The sequence below is a fragment of the Silvimonas iriomotensis genome (genome assembly GCF_014645535.1).
GTDB lineage: Bacteria > Pseudomonadota > Gammaproteobacteria > Burkholderiales > Chitinibacteraceae > Silvimonas > Silvimonas iriomotensis.
In genome coordinates this window covers 747726-763907 of record NZ_BMLX01000001.1, presented here as the reverse complement: position 1 = coordinate 763907, position 16182 = coordinate 747726, and the positions used below count along the sequence as shown (strand labels likewise).

The following is a 16182-nucleotide window of genomic DNA, read 5'->3' as shown; positions in this document are numbered from 1 at the left end:
CTGGCTGTTTTACGTTCTACTTATATATATCTGCAGTTACTGCAGTTATATCTGCAGCCGCCCGGGTTAATGCGCCCCGGACTGCGGCATGGGAATGATCTCTTGCAACTGCGCTGACAACGCAGGCGCCCCTACGCCGATCACCACCAAAGGCACCGATTCTGCCAGACCGGCAAACACGTCCTTGCACGCCGTGGGCGCGGCGTGGTTAATCCAGTCATACCAGTCCTGATCCGCCAGCAGGAACTGCGCTTCCTGCACATAGGCACGGACCAGCACCAGTTGCCGCTTGCGCTCCCTGTCCAGCCCGGCCGGCAAGGCGGCAGCCAGGCGGGCCAGCGCCTCGCCAGCCAGACCCAGTCGCCCGGTGACCTCAACAAACCGCGCCTCCAGCTGCGCCATGGATTGCGAGCGGTGATACCACACGGGCAGGATCATGTTCTCCCACACGCGTAGATTGCTCAGCAAACCGCCCGCGCCTTCCAGCGCGCCCACGGCGCCTGGGGCAATTTGATTGAGCCATTCAGCGCATGCGTCAAAGCGCTGCTGCATTTGTTGCTCATGCCCGCAGACCAGCCAGTAACCCTGGCCGGGCTCCAGCGCCTGTTCAATGCCATCGGCCAGTTTCAGGACAGCCATAAGGACCACATGAAATCGAGCACAAAGATGGCACTCAGGCCGCGCACCACCGCGCGGGACGATGCCTTGGGAATATCCGTGACATACGGGCCGACCCGCAAGCCGACGTGACACGCCAGCAAGCTGGTGCCCACGCCAAACAGCGCCGCCTTGGCCATGCAGGTCAGCACCTGTTCCAGCGACAGCATGCGATCAAACTCCAGCACCTGGTAGGCTACCTCGGCACCGGCACCCAGCAAGGCACCGCCCAGTTGCGCGGCCACCGCCAGATAAAAAGACAGGCCGATGCAGGCGATAGTCATACCCAGGACGCGCGGCATGATCAGATACGCCCCCAGCGGAATACCCATACGATAGAGCGAGCGGATTTCACCATGCACCTGCATGGTCGCCAGTTCACTGGCCACCGCCGAAGAAGAGCGCGCCACCAGAATGATGGCAGCCAGCAAGGGGCTGATTTCCTTGAAGCCCAAAGAGGCCAGCAAACGCAAGGCGGCCTCCTGACTCTGGCCGTACTGGCCGTGCAGCATAGCCACGACTATACCGCCCAGGGCAAACCCCACCAGCAACACCAGAAGTGCGGCCTCGTTACCGGTAAAGTAAATCTGCTTGAGCAATACCCGGCGTGCCGGCGCATGGCGCAGGCCAGACAAAGGATCAAGCAAGGGCGAAAACAGGCGGCGCAGCATGCGACAAAGACAAGCCTCAGGAAAGACAGCGGACACTATAACGTGCCTTTGCCGCTTGTCACAAAGCGCAATGAATGGACTGCTCTGGAAAAGCCCGCAGTCAGCCCCAAGCTGATTTTTATTGCTGACAGGCTGACCGGGCAGCACCGGGTTTGCGACAAGCCAATCGCGATCATAGTCATTTTCGATTAGATCGCCCTTGGCCAATGAATTAGACTAACGGCCAAGATTGCAGCCTATTTACACAGGAAAAAGCCAATGTCCACAAAGCACTCCAATCTGCTGATTCTGGGTTCCGGCCCGGCCGGCTACACCGCCGCCGTTTACGCCGCCCGCGCCAACCTCAAGCCCGTACTGATCACCGGTCTGGCTCAGGGTGGTCAGCTCACCACCACCACCGAAGTGGACAACTGGCCTGCCGACGCCGACGGCGTGCAGGGCCCGGAACTGATGGTGCGCTTTCAAAAGCATGCAGAGCGCTTTGGCACCGAAATCCTGTTTGACCATATTCACACCACGTACCTGAACGAAAAGCCGATCCGCCTTGTGGGTGATTCTGGCGAGTACACGTGTGACGCGCTGATCGTGGCGACCGGTGCCTCGGCCCAGTACATTGGCCTGCCCAGCGAAGAAGCCTTTGCCGGCAAGGGCGTTTCGGCTTGCGCCACATGTGACGGTTTCTTCTACCGTGGCCAGCGCGTCGCCGTGGTTGGCGGCGGCAACACCGCTGTGGAAGAAGCGCTGTACCTGGCAAACATTGCTGCACACGTGACGCTGATTCACCGTCGCGACACCTTCCGCGCCGAGAAGATTCTGGTTGATCACCTGATGGCCAAGGTGGCCGAAGGCAAGATCTCGCTGGAACTGCATCAGACCCTGGACGAAGTGCTGGGCGATAATTCCGGTGTCACCGGCGTGCGCCTGAAGTCCAGCCAGAACGGCCAGACAAAGGAACTTGAACTGGCGGGCGTGTTCATCGCCATCGGCCACAAGCCGAACACCGACATCTTCAAGGGCCAGCTGGACATGGACAGCACCGGCTACCTGATCACCAAGGGCGGCCGTGATGGCAACGCCACCGCCACCAGCGTGCCGGGCGTGTTTGCTGCCGGTGACGTACAAGATCACATCTACCGCCAGGCCGTGACCTCCGCTGCCAGCGGTTGCCAGGCCGCACTGGACGCAGACCGTTACCTGGAAACCCTGCGTTAAGCCTGGGTGCCCCGATAAAAAGCCGCATCGCTTGATGCGGCTTTTTTATTTGCCTGCCCAACCTGCACCCGCCGATACACTTGATGACGGATGGCCGCGCCCGGCCTGGCCATGGTATGTTGAATGCATCCCAGTCCCGTTTTTCCCACCATGAGTTCCGACCCGAAACAGCGCCTCAAAGAAATCAGAAAGACGCTGAAACAGCAGGCCGCGGACGCGCCCCGACCCATACCGGTCAAGCCGCCGGAACCGACTGATCACGAACTCTTTGTCGCCGCCACCAAAGGCACGGTGCCACTCTACCGCCCGGTACAGGTAGAACACCCACGCCCCAGACCCAGCCCGTGGCCACGCCAGCGCGAAAAAGACGAAGCCGCGGTCATGGCCGAAGCCATGAGCGACCTGTGGCCATGGGATGAACTGGAAAGCGGCGAAGAATTATTGTTTATCCGCCCCGGACTAAAACTGGAAACACTGCGCAAATTGCGGCGCGGCGAGTGGGTGGTGCAGGCACAACTGGACCTGCACGGACATACCTCTGATACCGCCCGGCTGGCGGTGGCGGAGTTTCTGTTGCAATGTCGCCGCACCAACAAGCGCTGTGTGCGTATTATTCACGGCAAGGGTCTGGGTTCAAAAAACCGCGAACCCGTACTCAAGCTCAAGCTGAAAAACTGGCTGGCACAGCGCGACGAAGTGCTCGGCTTCAGCCAGGCAAGACCAGTCGATGGCGGCGCTGGCGCGGTGCTGGTCCTGCTCAAGGGCTGGCGCGAGAAGTAAGTCCAGGTCACTTTTAAAAGTCTGTAACAGGCCACTTAAGCTTGCCCTAAGCCCTGCGCGCGGTCATTCAGGTACAATGCCGCGTTTTCATAATAGCGTGGTCCGATGAACGCCTTCTTTTCCCGCCCGGGATGCCGGGTACTGATCGTCGTGCTGTTTGCGGTTTTGTGGTTCGGCACGCTGGGCTACCGCAAAGTCATTACGCCGGATGAAGGACGTTATGCCGAGATCGGCCGCGAGATGGCGGTCTCTGGCGACTGGGTCACGCCCCGCCTCAATGGCATCAAGTATTTTGAGAAACCGGCGCTGCAATACTGGGCGACCGCAGCCAGCTTCAAGGTACTGGGCGAGTCTGAATTTGCCGCCCGCCTCTGGCCCGGCCTGACCGGCTTTCTGGGCGTATTGTTCGCATTCTTTGTATCGCGCCGGTTCTGGGGCGATCGCGTTGCCTGGTTGACGGGCAGCATCCTGGCGACCAGCGTGTGGTGGATGGCCAACGGCCACTTCCTGACGCTGGATATGGGCGTCAGCTTCTTCATGTCCGCCGGCATGGGCGCCTTCATGCTGGCCCAGCGCCAGGGCGCGACAGAGGACGAAAACCGCAACTGGATGGTCGCCTGCTGGGCGGCCATGGGTCTGGCGATTTTGTCCAAGGGCCTGATCGGCATTGTGCTGCCCGGTGCGGTGCTGGTGCTCTACTCGTTGATCCAGCGCGATGCCCGTTTGTGGCTGCGTCTGCATATCGGCAAGGGTTTGCTGGTGATGCTGGCCGTGACCGTGCCCTGGTTCTGGTTTGTATCGCGCGCCAATCCTGAGTTCTTGTGGTTCTTCTTTGTGCATGAGCACTTCCAGCGCTTTACCACGACTGAACACAATCGCCTTGGCCCGATCTGGTATTTCATCCCCATTCTGATCGCCGGCATGTTGCCGTGGACTTCCCTGCTGCCGCAGGCCCTGAAACTGGGCTGGCAAAAGGTTGAAGACCAGCGTTTTCAGGCCAATCGTTTCCTGTTGATCTGGGCGGTGTTCATTTTCGCCTTTTTCTCCAAGTCCGATTCCAAACTGCCCTCTTACATTTTGCCGATCTTCCCGGCGCTGGCCATGCTGGCCGCGCAGGTGCTAGACAAGGTCTCTGCCCGCGCGCTGCGCTGGCATCTGGGCTGGGTGGCGGTGCTGGGTGTAGCGCTGGTCATCGGCGCGCATTTCTTTGGGCAAACCGGCAGTGAACGCACGCCGCAGGCGATCAATCTCACCTATTCGTACTGGCTGATCGCCACCGGTATCGTGTTGCTCGCCACCGGCGTGGTGACCTGGATTCTGGCCAGCCGCAACAATAAATGCGCGGCCATTGCGGCGACGGTGATCGGCAGCGCCATCGGTTTCCAGATTCCAATGCTGGGGCATGAATCGTTCGCGGTGACCAACTCGAGCTATTACCTCGTCGAGGCCATGAAGCCGCACATCACCCCGAGCACCACACTGTACGCTGTTGAGTATTACGATCAGAGCCTGCCGTTTTATCTGAAGCGCACGCTGCAGTTTGTCGATTACGTCGATGAATTCGAAACCGGCCAGAAAGCCGAACCGGACAAGCTTATCCACATGGACGAGTTCGCCCGGCGCTGGCAGACCGACCAGGCGCCCATCGCCGTGGTGACCCGCACCACCTATGAGAAACTGCAGAAACTGAATCTGCCCATGACCATCATTACCAGCGACCCGCGTCGCCTTGTGATTACCCGACCATGAAAGCACTTGAATTCGTATTGATCCTGATTGGCGTGTTGCTCAATGCCGGCGCCCAGCTTGCGCTCAAAGCCGGCGTGCGCGGCATTGGCCATTTCGAGTTTTCTGCCGCCAACGCCGTGCCCATTGGCTGGCAACTGGCCACCAACCCGTACATCATTACGGGTTTGTCCTGCTACGTAATCAGCGTGGTGGTCTGGATCATGGCGCTGTCGCGCGTTGAAGTCAGCGTGGCCTATCCGATGCTGTCGATCGGCTATGTTGTCAACGCCGTGCTCGCCTGGCAGTTATTTGGTGAGGCCCTGACCACCCAGCGCGTGGCAGGCATTGGCATCATCATTGTTGGCGTTTTCCTGATTGCCCGGAGTTAAGACTTTCCCATGACCGATTTTCTGCCGTTCACCCGCCCTTCCATCGACGAAGAAACCATTGCTGACGTCGCCAATGTATTGCGCAGCGGCTGGATCACCAGCGGCCCCAAGGTACAAGCGCTGGAAGCCGGTTTGTCGGCCTACTTCGGTGGCCGTCCGGTCCGCGTGGTCAACTCGGCCACGGGCGCGATGGAAATCGCCCTGCGGCTGATGAAGATTGGCGCGGGCGATGAAGTCATCACCACCCCGATGACCTGGGTTGCCACCACCAACATCATCATCAATGCCGGCGCCATGCCGGTACTGGTGGACGTAGACCCGCGTACGCGCAATATCGATCTGGACAAGGTCGAAGCCGCCATTACCCCGCGCACCAAGGCCATTTTGCCGGTGGATCTGGCCGGCTTGCCGGTAGATCGTGATCGCCTCTACGAGATCGCCAGAAAGCACAATCTGCGCGTACTGGAAGACGCAGCGCAGTCGCAAGGCGCCACCTGGGGTGGTCGCCGCGTCGGCAGCTTTGGCGATCTGTGCTCGATCTCGTTCCACCCGAACAAGAACATGACCACCACCGAAGGCGGTGCGCTGGTCCTGAACAATGAAGAAGAAGCCCGCGAGTTCGTGAAGTGGCGCCTGCAAGGCGTGACACGTTTCCCGGACGGCACCATGGATTGCGACCTGCCTGGCGGCAAGTACAACCTGACTGATGTCTCTGCCGCAGTGGGCCTGGGTCAACTGAAAAGACTGGACGAATTCAACGCCCGCCGGGCCGAACTGGCCAGGCGCTACTTCCAGTTGATCGACCCGGAACTGGGCCTGGAACTGCCGCCGCAATCGGACGACAGCAACTGGCACATGTTCCAGCCGCTGCTGCCGCTCAAGCGCATGAGCATCAGCCGTGCCGAGTTCATTGACCGCATGAAAGAAGAAGGCGTGGGCGTGGGCATTCACTACCCGGCGCTGCACCTGTTTACGCTGTACCGCGAGCGCGGCTACAAAGAAGGCATGTACCCGCACGCTGAGCATATCGGCGCCACGACGGTCAGCCTGCCGCTGTTCCCGGCCATGAAAGACGAAGACGTGGATCGCGTCTGCGCGGCCCTGAGCAAAGTGCTCAAGCCGGTTCTGAAAAGCTGAACGGTGCGCCTGGCGGCGCAGATGACAGTCTGGCCATGCAATCCGGCCATGGCTGGAACATAACAACAATACAACCAACCGGAATCAGGCCGGCCGGCGCCAGGCGCCCCGGCCTCTTTCACCTACACAACGATAGCCAACACCTTATGAGCCAACCTGAAGTTACGGTCGTTATCCCTGTCTACAACGAAGAAGCGGGCCTGCAGGCCCTGTTCGACCGGCTCTACCCGGCGCTTGATGCGCTGGGCAAAAGTTATGAAATCCTGTTTGTGAACGATGGCAGCCGCGATCGTTCTGCCGGCATGCTGGCCGCCCAGTTTGAAAAGCGCCCGGATGTCACCCGCGTGATTTTGCTGAACGGCAACTTCGGCCAGCATCGCGCCATTCTGGCCGGTTTTGAAAACGCCAATGGCCTGCGCATTGTCACCATGGATGCCGACCTGCAAAACCCGCCGGAAGACGTGGGCACGCTGCTGGCAGAAATGGACAAGGGTCACGACTACGTGGGTTCCATTCGCCGTCAGCGCAATGACTCCATGTGGCGTCACGTCGCCAGCCGCGCCATGAATCACCTGCGTGAAAAACTCACCAAAATCAAGATGACCGATCAGGGCTGCATGCTGCGCGCTTATGATCGCCGCATCATCGACCTGATCAACCAGTGCGCCGAAATGCACACCTTTATTCCGGCGCTGGCGTATTCGTTCTCGCAAAACCCGACCGAGGTCATTGTCGGCCACGAAGAACGCCACGCCGGTGAATCCAAGTATTCGCTCTACAGCCTGATCCGTCTGAACTTTGACCTGATGACGGGTTTCTCGATTGTGCCGCTGCAGGCGTTCTCCATGCTGGGCATGGTGATTTCCTTCTTCTCGGCTTTGCTGGTGCTGGTGCTGATCGCCCGCCGTATTTTTGTCGGCCCGGAAGTCGGCGGTCTGTTTACCCTGTTCGCCATCGCCTTCTTCCTGATCGGGATTACGCTGTTCGGTATCGGTATTCTGGGTGAGTACATTGGCCGGATTTACCATGAAGTCCGCCAGCGTCCGCGCTACCTGATCAGCGCCATTCTGGAAAAGAAGGACCAGGAATGAGTCGCGCCGTCGTTTTTGCCTATCACAATGTGGGTGTCCGCTGCCTGAAGACCCTGCTGGCGCGCGGTGTGGATGTCGCGCTGGTGGTCACGCATGAAGACAACCCCAACGAGAACATCTGGTTCGGCTCGGTTGCCCAGGTCTGCCGTGAGTACGATATCCCGTACATCACCCCGGATGACCCGAACACGCCGGAAGTCGAACAACAGGTTGCCGCGCTCAATGCCGACTTCCTGTTCAGTTTCTACTACCGCAACATGCTCAAGGCCCCGCTGCTGGAGTCCGTCAAGCGCGGCGCTTTCAATATGCACGGCTCGCTGCTGCCCAAGTACCGTGGCCGCGTGCCGGTAAACTGGGCGATCATCAAGGGCGAAACCGAAGCCGGCGCCACCTTGCATGTGATGAACGTCAAGCCGGACAACGGCCCGCTGGTGGCCCAGCAAGCTGTGCCCATCCTGCCGGACGACACCGCCGAAGAAGTCTTTGTTAAAGTCACCGTGGTCGCAGAACAGTGTCTGTACGACGTCTTGCCCAGCCTGCTTGATGGTACGGCGGTCTTCAAGCCGCAAGACCTCAGTCAGGGCGCCTACTTTGGTGGCCGCAAGGCGGAAGACGGCCGGATCGACTGGCAACAGTCGGCAACGCAGGTACATAATCTGGTCCGCGCCGTCACCCGGCCCTATCCGGGCGCGTTTACCGATACTCCGCACGGCCGCCTGATTCTCTGGCGCACCCGTGTGGCTGCTGCCAGCGGCTCGCAAGGCCCGCTGGCCCTGTTTGCGGCAGACGGCAAACTGTTTGCACGCGCTGCCGATGGCAGTGTGTTGCGTGTGCTGGATGCTGAACTCGCAGGCCAGACACTGACTGTAGATACCCTGGCCAGTTTGCCTGGCCAGATGCTGCAACTGGTTTGAAGCGCATTGCGCTGAGCGGCCGGCACCCGATTGCCGGCCCCGATTTTCAATTTGTTGGTTACACCTGAGAAGGACAAAGAAGATGAAAAAAGTGCTGATTCTGGGCGTGAACGGTTTTATCGGCCACCACCTGACCAAGCGCATTCTGGAAACTACCGACTGGGAAGTGTTCGGTATGGACATGTTCACTGACAAGATCAGTGAATTCCTGGATCACAAGCGCTTCCACTTCTTTGAAGGTGATATCACCATCAACAAGGAATGGATCGAATACCACGTGAAGAAGTGTGACGTGGTGCTGCCGCTGGTGGCCATCGCCACGCCGTCCACTTACGTGAACAACCCGCTGCGCGTGTTCGAACTGGACTTTGAAGCCAACCTGCCGATCGTGCGTCAGGCCCTGCAATACAAGAAGCACCTGGTGTTCCCGTCGACTTCTGAAGTCTACGGCATGTGCCATGACGACGAATTCGATCCGGAAAACTCTGAACTGATCTGCGGCCCGATCAACAAGCCGCGCTGGATCTACTCCTGCTCCAAGCAGCTGATGGACCGCGTGATCCACGCCTATGGCATGGAACAAGGCCTGAACTACACGCTGTTCCGTCCGTTCAACTGGATCGGCGCTGGTCTGGACAACATCCACACCCCGAAGGAAGGCTCCAGCCGCGTGATTACCCAGTTCCTGGGTCACATCGCCCGTGGCGAGACCATCAAGCTGGTGGATGGCGGTCATCAAAAGCGTGCCTTCACGTACATCGATGACGGTATCGATGCACTGATGAAGATCATCGAGAACAAGGATGGCAAGGCATCGGGCCAGATCTACAACATCGGCAACCCGGTCAACAACTACTCCATCCGCGATCTGGCCTCCATGATGATCGACCTGGCCAAGCAATACCCGGAATACGCCGATGGCGTAGCCAAGGTGCAAGTGGTTGAAACCACTTCCGGCGAGTACTACGGCAAGGGTTACCAGGACGTGCAAAACCGCGTGCCGAAGATCGATAACACCAAGACCGATCTGAACTGGGCCCCCAAGACCAGCATGGCCGACGCACTCAAGGGTATCTTTGATGCGTACAAGAACCAGGTGGGTGCTGCCCGCGAACTGGTCGACTGATCAGGCGCTTGTGGCAAGGCAATAAAAAACGGGAGGCTCGCCTCCCGTTTTTTATTGGCCGGGATCATCGGGTGATTGATCCGGTTACTTTGCCGGCGCCTTGCCCGGCAACGGCTCAGAAGCGGGCCAGAGCGTGCGTACATCCTGCGCCAGGTGATACAGCATATAGCGCTCCGTGTCGTCGCCCGGGCGATTGCTGACCGCCACAGGCTGGACGCCATTGACCAGGGCCGGCATCTGGCCCCTCCGGCTTTGCACCAGCAGCCAGTGGCAGGACCAGGCATCCGGCATGGTTTCAAGGCGACGGGTGCGCACGCCATCGTAGTAATCCAGCAGCGCGCGTTGCGGCTCGCCCAACCAGACACTGGCGATGCATTCGTTCTCGGCAACGGGTTTGTCCAGCGCAGGCTTGAGCGCGACGAACACTTCCCGATACCGCATGCCAAAGTCCAGCGCCGGCAGCCACAAGGTGGCAATGGCGCCCCAGGTCAGCGTAATCAGCAGCACCCAGCGCCAGGCAAAGCCGGCCGGTGTATTGCGCGGCACGCGCGGCCACAGCAACAGCACCAGAATCACGATCACCGCGCACGCCAGCCAATGCCCCGGGGACCACGCCGGCGTCCAGCCGGCAAAGGTCTTGCGCGTGAGCAATGCTTCAACCGCATGCGGCGTGCCGGTCGCCAGCGCGTAACCGCTGATCAGCGCGCACGCCAGCAAGATGACGGCCAGCACCATGACCAGCACCGACACACCCGCCCAGCGCCGCGAGCCTTCGCGGTGCATCACCAGCCCGGTCAGCGCAGTCAGCGCCAGGGGCGCCAGCAAGGGCATGGCGTAAAGTTCGCGCGCGTCAGCCGCCAGCACCAGCACAAGGCTGTTGATCACAAAGAACAGCAAGGCCGGTGCAATGGCCGTCAGCGAGACCTGAATCTGCCCGCGCCACGCGCGCCACAGCCCCCACGCGGCCAGCGGCCACGCCGGGAAAGCATACCAGGGCAGCGTTTTCAGATAGAAAAAGCGTGTGGCTTCCGGCCCCAGGTGCGCGGTGCCATTAAAACGGCCGAAATTATTGGTACTGAACCACAGCTGAAACAGCGCGGGATCACGCACGTACAACTGGTTCATCCACAAGGCCGGCAGCGGCGCACCCACCACAAAAGCAAGCACGAACGCCAGCGCATAACGGCCGGTACGAAAAGACGGCAAAAACACCGGCAGCAAGACTGCGGTCAGCCCCAGACACCCCGGCCCAAGCAAACCCTTGGCCAGAAAAGCAACCGCGCCACCCAGGCCCAGCATAAGGCCGCCCGCCAGCGGGCGTACCGGTGCCCAGGTCAGGCCGCAAATCCCCCATGCAATCCCCGCCAGCAGTGCCAGATCGGTCAGCATCTGGTGTGCCCGCAAAGGCAGGCCCAGGCAGCCCAGCAACAGCAGCACGGCCCAGCGCCCCGCCCCCTGACCAAAGATACGCCGGGCCGATAGCGCCGTTCCCAGCATGGCCAGCAGCATCCAGCAGCCGGCAGTCAGGCGTGCCGCATCTGGCGGGCTGAACACACCACCAAACGCCTGCAGCACCCACGCCGCGCTGATAAAGAAGATTGGCGGCTTTTCCATGAACGGCTCGCCCGCCAGGGTGGGCACAACCCAATCACCGGTTTTGGCAATGTGCTCGATCAAGCCAAAGGTATAAGCCTCGTCCGGCTTCCAGGGCTCGTGCCCAATCAGACCCGGCAGCAGCCAGGCCAGCACAAGCACCAACAGCAACCAGGCGGGAATGGCGGGCAAACGGTGGGGCAGCTCGTTACTGCCACGCGATGAGGACGATAAATTCAGGCTACGCATGCGTTCAATGACAAAAAACAGAAAACCGGGCCCGCAAGCCCGGCGCATTCAGAAGTGGCGAGCCGCAGGGCTTACTAGGCGTTCAAGCCCGGCTGCCACAGTACGTCGCCCTGACCTTGCGCGCGGTTCGCCACGCGGGCCAGCACAAACAAAAGATCAGAAAGACGGTTGAGGTACTGCACAGCGGCATCGGCCACGTGCTGCTCTTTACGCAGGCACACAAGACTGCGCTCTGCCCGGCGCGCAACGCAGCGCCCGACATGCAGCAAGGCCGCAGCGCGGGTGCCGCCCGGCAGGATGAACTCTTTGAGCGGCGGCAGTTCGTCGTTGAAGCCGGCAATGGCCTCGTCCAGGCGCAGCAACTGGGTTTGGGTCATGGCAATGTGACCAGGAATGCACAATTCGCCACCCAGATCGAACAGGTCGTGCTGAACACGTACCAGACAATCGCGCATGGCCTCCGGCAGGGTTTCACACAGCACCACGCCCAGTTGCGAGTTCAACTCGTCCACTTCACCCAGCGCGTGAATGCGCAGGTCGTCCTTGCCCACGCGTGAGCCATCGCCCAGGCCGGTGGTCCCGTCGTCACCCGTGCGGGTGGTGATCTTGCTCAGGCGGTTGCCCATATGTGTTACTCCGTGTGTTCGAGGTCGGTGCTGCGGTCAGTGGGCTTCATCATGGCCAATCGCCACTTCGACCAGTTCCGGCTTGAGGATGTCCAGCGCGGTCTGCGGCGCCAGGGCCACCAGAAAACCGCGTTTGCCCCCATTGAGGTAAATCCGGTCCAGCGCCATGATGGATTTTTCCATATAAACCGGCATGGCTTTACGGGTACCAAACGGCGAAGTGCCGCCCACCATGTAACCAGAATGCTTGTTGGCGATATCCGGTGCACATGGGCGTATGGTTTTTTTGTGCAGATGACGCGCCAGGTTCTTGGTGGAAACCTCGCAATCGCCATGCATGAGCACGATCAACGGGTGCTTGTCTTCGTCTTCCATGACCAGCGTCTTGATGACGGCATGTTCCGGTACGCCAAGCTCACGGGCAGACACGGTGGTGCCGCCCTTTTCTTCGTATTCATAAAGGTGTTCGGTAAACACGGCTTTATGCTGGCGCAGCACCCGGATGGCTGCGGTGACGGGGGCCTTTTCGCTCATCCAGTCCTCACTTGTTGCTTGCCGCCCCGATACGCGCCGGTACTTGCCGGCACAGATCCAGACATGGCGGCATGCTGAATAACCGGCGAGTTTACCGCGACAGTGCGCGTCGCGTCCGATTTGTGCACCGGATGCGCGCAGACACTTTCCTGGTTGATGCGCCCGGCATCGGGCATTTCTGATAAAATACCCGATAGATTCACTCAACTATTAACCGACCATTGCGGTCTGGACCCCACCGTGCCCTACGCTTTCGATGAGTCTCCGTTCTCGCCCCGCTTTGCCACGCTGCCGCAGCGCTTTTTTGCGCACGTGCCGCCCACACCGCTGACCACGCCACAACTGGTGGTCTGGAACAGTGCGCTGGCCAGCGAGCTGAACCTGCATCCGGACGCGCTGGCCCATGCCGGCATTGATGACTACCTGGGCGGCAACCGCATCCTGCAAGACAGCCTGCCACTGGCCAGTGTGTATTGCGGCCATCAGTTCGGGGTCTATGTACCGCAACTGGGTGACGGCCGCGCGATCCTGATCGCAGAACTACCCGATGCGCACGGCCAGATTCAGGAAATCCAGCTCAAGGGCGCCGGCCCCACCCCGTGGTCTCGCCATGCCGATGGCCGCGCGGTGCTGCGTTCCAGTATCCGGGAATATCTGTGTTCTGAAGCCATGCATGGTCTGGGCATTCCCACCACGCGCGCCCTGGCGCTGGTGGCCTCGCCCACGCCGGTCTGGCGGGAAACGCGCGAAACTGCGGCCGTGGTCACGCGCGTTGCACCCACGTTTGTGCGGTTTGGCCATTTTGAGTACTACAGCCACCACGATGAACACGCGCATCTGCGCACCCTGACCGACTGGACCATCCAGCACTTCTATCCGCAATGCGCCGCAGCGCCCTCGCCGGCGCTGGCCTTGCTGCAAGCCGTGATCGCGCGCACTGCCAGCATGGTGGCGCAATGGCAAGCCGTAGGCTTTTGTCACGGCGTCATGAATACCGACAACATGTCCATTCTGGGCCTGACGCTTGATTACGGCCCGTTCGGCTTCATGGACGGCTTTGATGCACGCCATATCTGCAATCACAGCGATGACAGCGGCCGTTACGCCTATAACCAGCAACCGCAGGTCGCACTGTGGAACCTCAATGCGCTGGCCCAGGCCTTGCTGCCGCTACTGGATCGGGAAGCGGCCATCGCGGCGCTGCATGAATTCCAGAACCTGTTTGAAGACGCCTTCGCCGCCTGCTTCCAGGCCAAGCTGGGGCTGACAGACTGGCTGGATGAAGACTGGACACTGCTGACGGATCTGTTGAACCTGATGCACGCCAGCCGCACAGACTGGACCACCTTCTGGCGCGATCTGGCGACGGTGCACGACGCGCAAGCGCTGGCCACGCCGCTGCGTGACCGCTTTGTTGATCGGGACGGGTTTGATGTCTGGCTGGCGGCCTACCAGGCCCGCTGTGCCCAGAATGAGCTCACTGGCGCAGACCGGGCCAGCCGCATGCGGGCTGCCAATCCGCTATATGTCTTGCGTAACCACCTGGCCGAAACCGCCATTCGCCAGGCCCAGCAAGGTGATTTCAGCGAGGTCAAACGCCTGCAGGAATGTCTGGCTCATCCGTTTACCGAGCGCCCGGAGTTTGCCGACTATGCCGCACCGGCACCAGACTGGGCGGCAGACTTGTCTGTCTCTTGTTCGTCCTGATATGTCGCTGTAATACGCTTGTCAAAAAAACATGATCAATGTGATTTACGGCACCGTCCAGGGCTGGGATAATCCCGCCCATCCTGCCTCTGTAGTCCCTATCTGATGCCCGATCTTTTCAGCGGTATTCCGCTTCATGTCGCCGTCAGCCTCGCGCTGGCGCTTTTGTTTGTCCTCTTTTTTGAATTCATCAACGGTTTTCACGATACGGCCAACGCGGTCGCCACCGTGATTTATACCAAGTCCATGCCGCCGCATCTGGCGGTGGTGTTGTCCGGTATTTTCAATTTCGCTGGCGTCTTGCTGGGCGGCCTGGGCGTGGCCTATGCCATCGTGCATCTGTTGCCGGTTGATTTGCTGATCAATGTCAGCACCAGCCATGGCCTGATCATGGTGTTTGCGCTGCTGGCGTCTGCCATTCTGTGGAACTTCGGCACCTGGTATCTGGGCTTGCCTGCTTCTAGCTCGCACACGCTGATTGGCTCCATTCTGGGTGTGGGCCTGACCAATGCCTGGCTGACACATACCTCGGTCAAGGATGGCATCAACTGGGGCAAGGCCGTTGAAATCGGCATGTCGCTGATCATTTCCCCGATTGTGGGTGTGGTGCTTGCGGGTGCCTTGTTGCTGGCCTTGAAAAAGCTGCGTCCGGAATCGGGCATGCACAAAACGCCGGAAGAACGCAAAGGGATCGACGGCAAGAAGCATCCGCCGTTCTGGACCCGCCTGGTGCTGATCCTGTCGGCGCTGGGCGTGAGCTTTGCGCACGGCTCCAACGACGGCCAGAAAGGCATTGGCCTGATCATGCTGGTGCTGATCGGCATTGTGCCGGCCAGGTTTGTGGTTGATCTGGATGCCACGGCTTACCAGATTGAACACACGCGTGACGCCGCCATTCACCTGCGCCAGTTTTACCAGCGCAATGCCACGGCCGTGAATGAACAGCAAGTCAAACTGAGCGACTACCTGGCACTGGGCAAAGCCCCGACCAGCGAACTGCCGCGGCGCTACAAGTGCGATCCGACGCTGACCGAACCCATGATTGCCGATCTGTTGAGCACGCTCGATGGCGTGCAATCGTATCGGGACATCACGCCGGAAGCGCGCAACCGCGTGCGTCGCTCGCTGTTGTGCCTGGATGATACGGCCAAGAAAGTCGGCGGCATGAAGGCCATTGGTTCGGATGAAAAAGCCGACCTTTCCCGCCTGCGCAAAGACCTGACCGGCACCACTGAATACTCGCCGTACTGGGTGATTCTGGCCGTGGCACTGGCGCTGGGCGTGGGCACCATGATTGGCTGGCGCCGTGTGGTGCAAACCGTGGGCGAAAAAATCGGCAAGCAAGGCATGACCTATGCCCAGGGCTTGTCGGCACAGATTACCGCCGCGGTGTCGATCGGCATTGCCAATATCTTTGGCCTGCCGGTTTCGACCACGCACGTGCTGTCTTCCGGTGTGGCGGGCACCATGCTGGCCAACCGCAGCGGCCTGCAAGGCGCAACCATCCGCAATATCCTGCTGGCCTGGGTGCTGACCCTGCCCGCCGCCATGGCGCTGGCTGCCGGCATGTTCTGGCTGGCCAGCCGCTTTATCCAGTAAGTATTGCTGCATTACGCAAATTGACAGATCAAACGGCACGAACTAACATCGCGCCGTTTTCTTTTTCGGGGTTCTTCCCTTGGAAATCCAGATACAACCCGGTATCGCCTTGCCTGTGTGCTGATCCGGCTGGACTGTGTCTTTTGGCCATTGTCCTGCCTGACCGGCG

General features: G+C 60.1%; 15 protein-coding genes. 10 read left to right on the top strand and 5 right to left on the bottom strand.

Translation table 11 applies throughout. The annotated features are described in order from the left end of the window. Positions 1-66 precede the first annotated feature (66 nt). Positions 67-639: a hypothetical protein gene (locus IEX57_RS03415; protein ID WP_188702348.1), complete on the bottom strand. Its 573-nt coding sequence runs from the start codon at positions 637-639 to the stop codon at positions 67-69. Next, complete coding sequence (locus IEX57_RS03410) at positions 627-1328, bottom strand: ABC transporter permease (RefSeq protein ID WP_188702346.1); 702 nt, start codon at positions 1326-1328, stop codon at positions 627-629. Before IEX57_RS03410 ends, IEX57_RS03415 begins: the two co-directional genes overlap by 13 nt. A 258-nt stretch (positions 1329-1586) precedes the next feature. Here IEX57_RS03410 and trxB point away from each other — a divergent pair, with 258 nt between their 5' ends. The 8 genes from trxB (at position 1587) to IEX57_RS03370 (ending at position 9705) form a co-directional block, all read left to right on the top strand. Beyond that, positions 1587-2540: a thioredoxin-disulfide reductase gene (gene trxB / locus IEX57_RS03405; RefSeq protein WP_188702344.1), complete on the top strand. Its 954-nt coding sequence runs from the start codon at positions 1587-1589 to the stop codon at positions 2538-2540. Positions 2541-2663: 123 nt separating this feature from the next. Beyond that, complete coding sequence (locus IEX57_RS03400; protein ID WP_229708651.1) at positions 2664-3320, top strand: Smr/MutS family protein; 657 nt, start codon at positions 2664-2666, stop codon at positions 3318-3320. A 105-nt stretch (positions 3321-3425) separates the two neighbouring features. Next, positions 3426-5069: a phospholipid carrier-dependent glycosyltransferase gene (locus IEX57_RS03395; protein WP_188702342.1), complete on the top strand. Its 1644-nt coding sequence runs from the start codon at positions 3426-3428 to the stop codon at positions 5067-5069. Further along, positions 5066-5437 carry an SMR family transporter gene (locus IEX57_RS03390; RefSeq protein WP_188702333.1) on the top strand — a complete coding sequence of 124 codons (372 nt, stop codon included), beginning with the start codon at positions 5066-5068 and terminating at the stop codon, positions 5435-5437. Before IEX57_RS03395 ends, IEX57_RS03390 begins: the two co-directional genes overlap by 4 nt. Before the next feature lie 9 nt (positions 5438-5446). Further along, positions 5447-6574 carry a DegT/DnrJ/EryC1/StrS family aminotransferase gene (locus tag IEX57_RS03385; protein WP_188702331.1) on the top strand — a complete coding sequence of 376 codons (1128 nt, stop codon included), beginning with the start codon at positions 5447-5449 and terminating at the stop codon, positions 6572-6574. Positions 6575-6720: 146 nt separating this feature from the next. Beyond that, positions 6721-7665, top strand: coding sequence for a glycosyltransferase (locus IEX57_RS03380; RefSeq protein ID WP_188702329.1), 945 nt, complete (start codon positions 6721-6723; stop codon positions 7663-7665). Continuing rightward, entirely contained in the window at positions 7662-8579 is a 918-nt protein-coding gene (locus IEX57_RS03375; protein ID WP_188702328.1) for a formyltransferase, read from the top strand. The genes IEX57_RS03380 and IEX57_RS03375 overlap by 4 nt, the downstream gene beginning before the upstream one ends. An 82-nt stretch (positions 8580-8661) precedes the next feature. After that, a complete protein-coding gene (locus IEX57_RS03370) occupies positions 8662-9705 on the top strand; it encodes a bifunctional UDP-4-keto-pentose/UDP-xylose synthase (RefSeq protein WP_188702326.1) in 1044 nt (347 codons plus the stop codon). A gap of 84 nt (positions 9706-9789) precedes the next feature. Here the strand turns inward: IEX57_RS03370 and IEX57_RS03365 are convergent, their stop codons facing one another. From IEX57_RS03365 to ybaK, 3 genes are all read right to left on the bottom strand, one after another. Then, positions 9790-11547, bottom strand: coding sequence for an ArnT family glycosyltransferase (locus tag IEX57_RS03365; protein ID WP_188702324.1), 1758 nt, complete (start codon positions 11545-11547; stop codon positions 9790-9792). A 74-nt stretch (positions 11548-11621) separates the two neighbouring features. Beyond that, positions 11622-12173: a cob(I)yrinic acid a,c-diamide adenosyltransferase gene (locus IEX57_RS03360; protein ID WP_188702321.1), complete on the bottom strand. Its 552-nt coding sequence runs from the start codon at positions 12171-12173 to the stop codon at positions 11622-11624. 36 nt (positions 12174-12209) lie between these two features. Next, entirely contained in the window at positions 12210-12707 is a 498-nt protein-coding gene (ybaK, locus tag IEX57_RS03355) for a Cys-tRNA(Pro) deacylase (RefSeq protein ID WP_188702319.1), read from the bottom strand. A 240-nt stretch (positions 12708-12947) separates the two neighbouring features. Between ybaK and IEX57_RS03350 the strand changes: the two genes are divergently transcribed. Continuing rightward, on the top strand, positions 12948-14414 hold the full coding sequence (locus IEX57_RS03350; protein WP_229708647.1) for a protein adenylyltransferase SelO: 1467 nt from the start codon (positions 12948-12950) through the stop codon (positions 14412-14414). A 105-nt stretch (positions 14415-14519) separates the two neighbouring features. Continuing rightward, complete coding sequence (locus tag IEX57_RS03345; protein ID WP_188702308.1) at positions 14520-16013, top strand: inorganic phosphate transporter; 1494 nt, start codon at positions 14520-14522, stop codon at positions 16011-16013. The last annotated feature ends 169 nt before the right edge of the window (positions 16014-16182 follow it).

Excerpts from the sequence above, each read along its gene's own strand:
- IEX57_RS03345 (WP_188702308.1), top strand. The coding sequence starts at position 14,520 with ATGCCCGATCTTTTCAGCGGTATTCCGCTTCATGTCGCCGTCAGCCTC.
- trxB (WP_188702344.1), top strand. The coding sequence starts at position 1,587 with ATGTCCACAAAGCACTCCAATCTGCTGATTCTGGGTTCCGGCCCGGCC.
- IEX57_RS03395 (WP_188702342.1), top strand. The coding sequence starts at position 3,426 with ATGAACGCCTTCTTTTCCCGCCCGGGATGCCGGGTACTGATCGTCGTG.
- IEX57_RS03380 (WP_188702329.1), top strand. The coding sequence starts at position 6,721 with ATGAGCCAACCTGAAGTTACGGTCGTTATCCCTGTCTACAACGAAGAA.
- ybaK (WP_188702319.1), bottom strand. The coding sequence starts at position 12,707 with ATGAGCGAAAAGGCCCCCGTCACCGCAGCCATCCGGGTGCTGCGCCAG.
- IEX57_RS03390 (WP_188702333.1), top strand. The coding sequence starts at position 5,066 with ATGAAAGCACTTGAATTCGTATTGATCCTGATTGGCGTGTTGCTCAAT.
- IEX57_RS03370 (WP_188702326.1), top strand. The coding sequence starts at position 8,662 with ATGAAAAAAGTGCTGATTCTGGGCGTGAACGGTTTTATCGGCCACCAC.
- IEX57_RS03410 (WP_188702346.1), bottom strand. The coding sequence starts at position 1,328 with ATGCTGCGCCGCCTGTTTTCGCCCTTGCTTGATCCTTTGTCTGGCCTG.
- IEX57_RS03365 (WP_188702324.1), bottom strand. The coding sequence starts at position 11,547 with ATGCGTAGCCTGAATTTATCGTCCTCATCGCGTGGCAGTAACGAGCTG.
- IEX57_RS03385 (WP_188702331.1), top strand. The coding sequence starts at position 5,447 with ATGACCGATTTTCTGCCGTTCACCCGCCCTTCCATCGACGAAGAAACC.
- IEX57_RS03415 (WP_188702348.1), bottom strand. The coding sequence starts at position 639 with ATGGCTGTCCTGAAACTGGCCGATGGCATTGAACAGGCGCTGGAGCCC.
- IEX57_RS03400 (WP_229708651.1), top strand. The coding sequence starts at position 2,664 with ATGCATCCCAGTCCCGTTTTTCCCACCATGAGTTCCGACCCGAAACAG.
- IEX57_RS03360 (WP_188702321.1), bottom strand. The coding sequence starts at position 12,173 with ATGGGCAACCGCCTGAGCAAGATCACCACCCGCACGGGTGACGACGGG.
- IEX57_RS03375 (WP_188702328.1), top strand. The coding sequence starts at position 7,662 with ATGAGTCGCGCCGTCGTTTTTGCCTATCACAATGTGGGTGTCCGCTGC.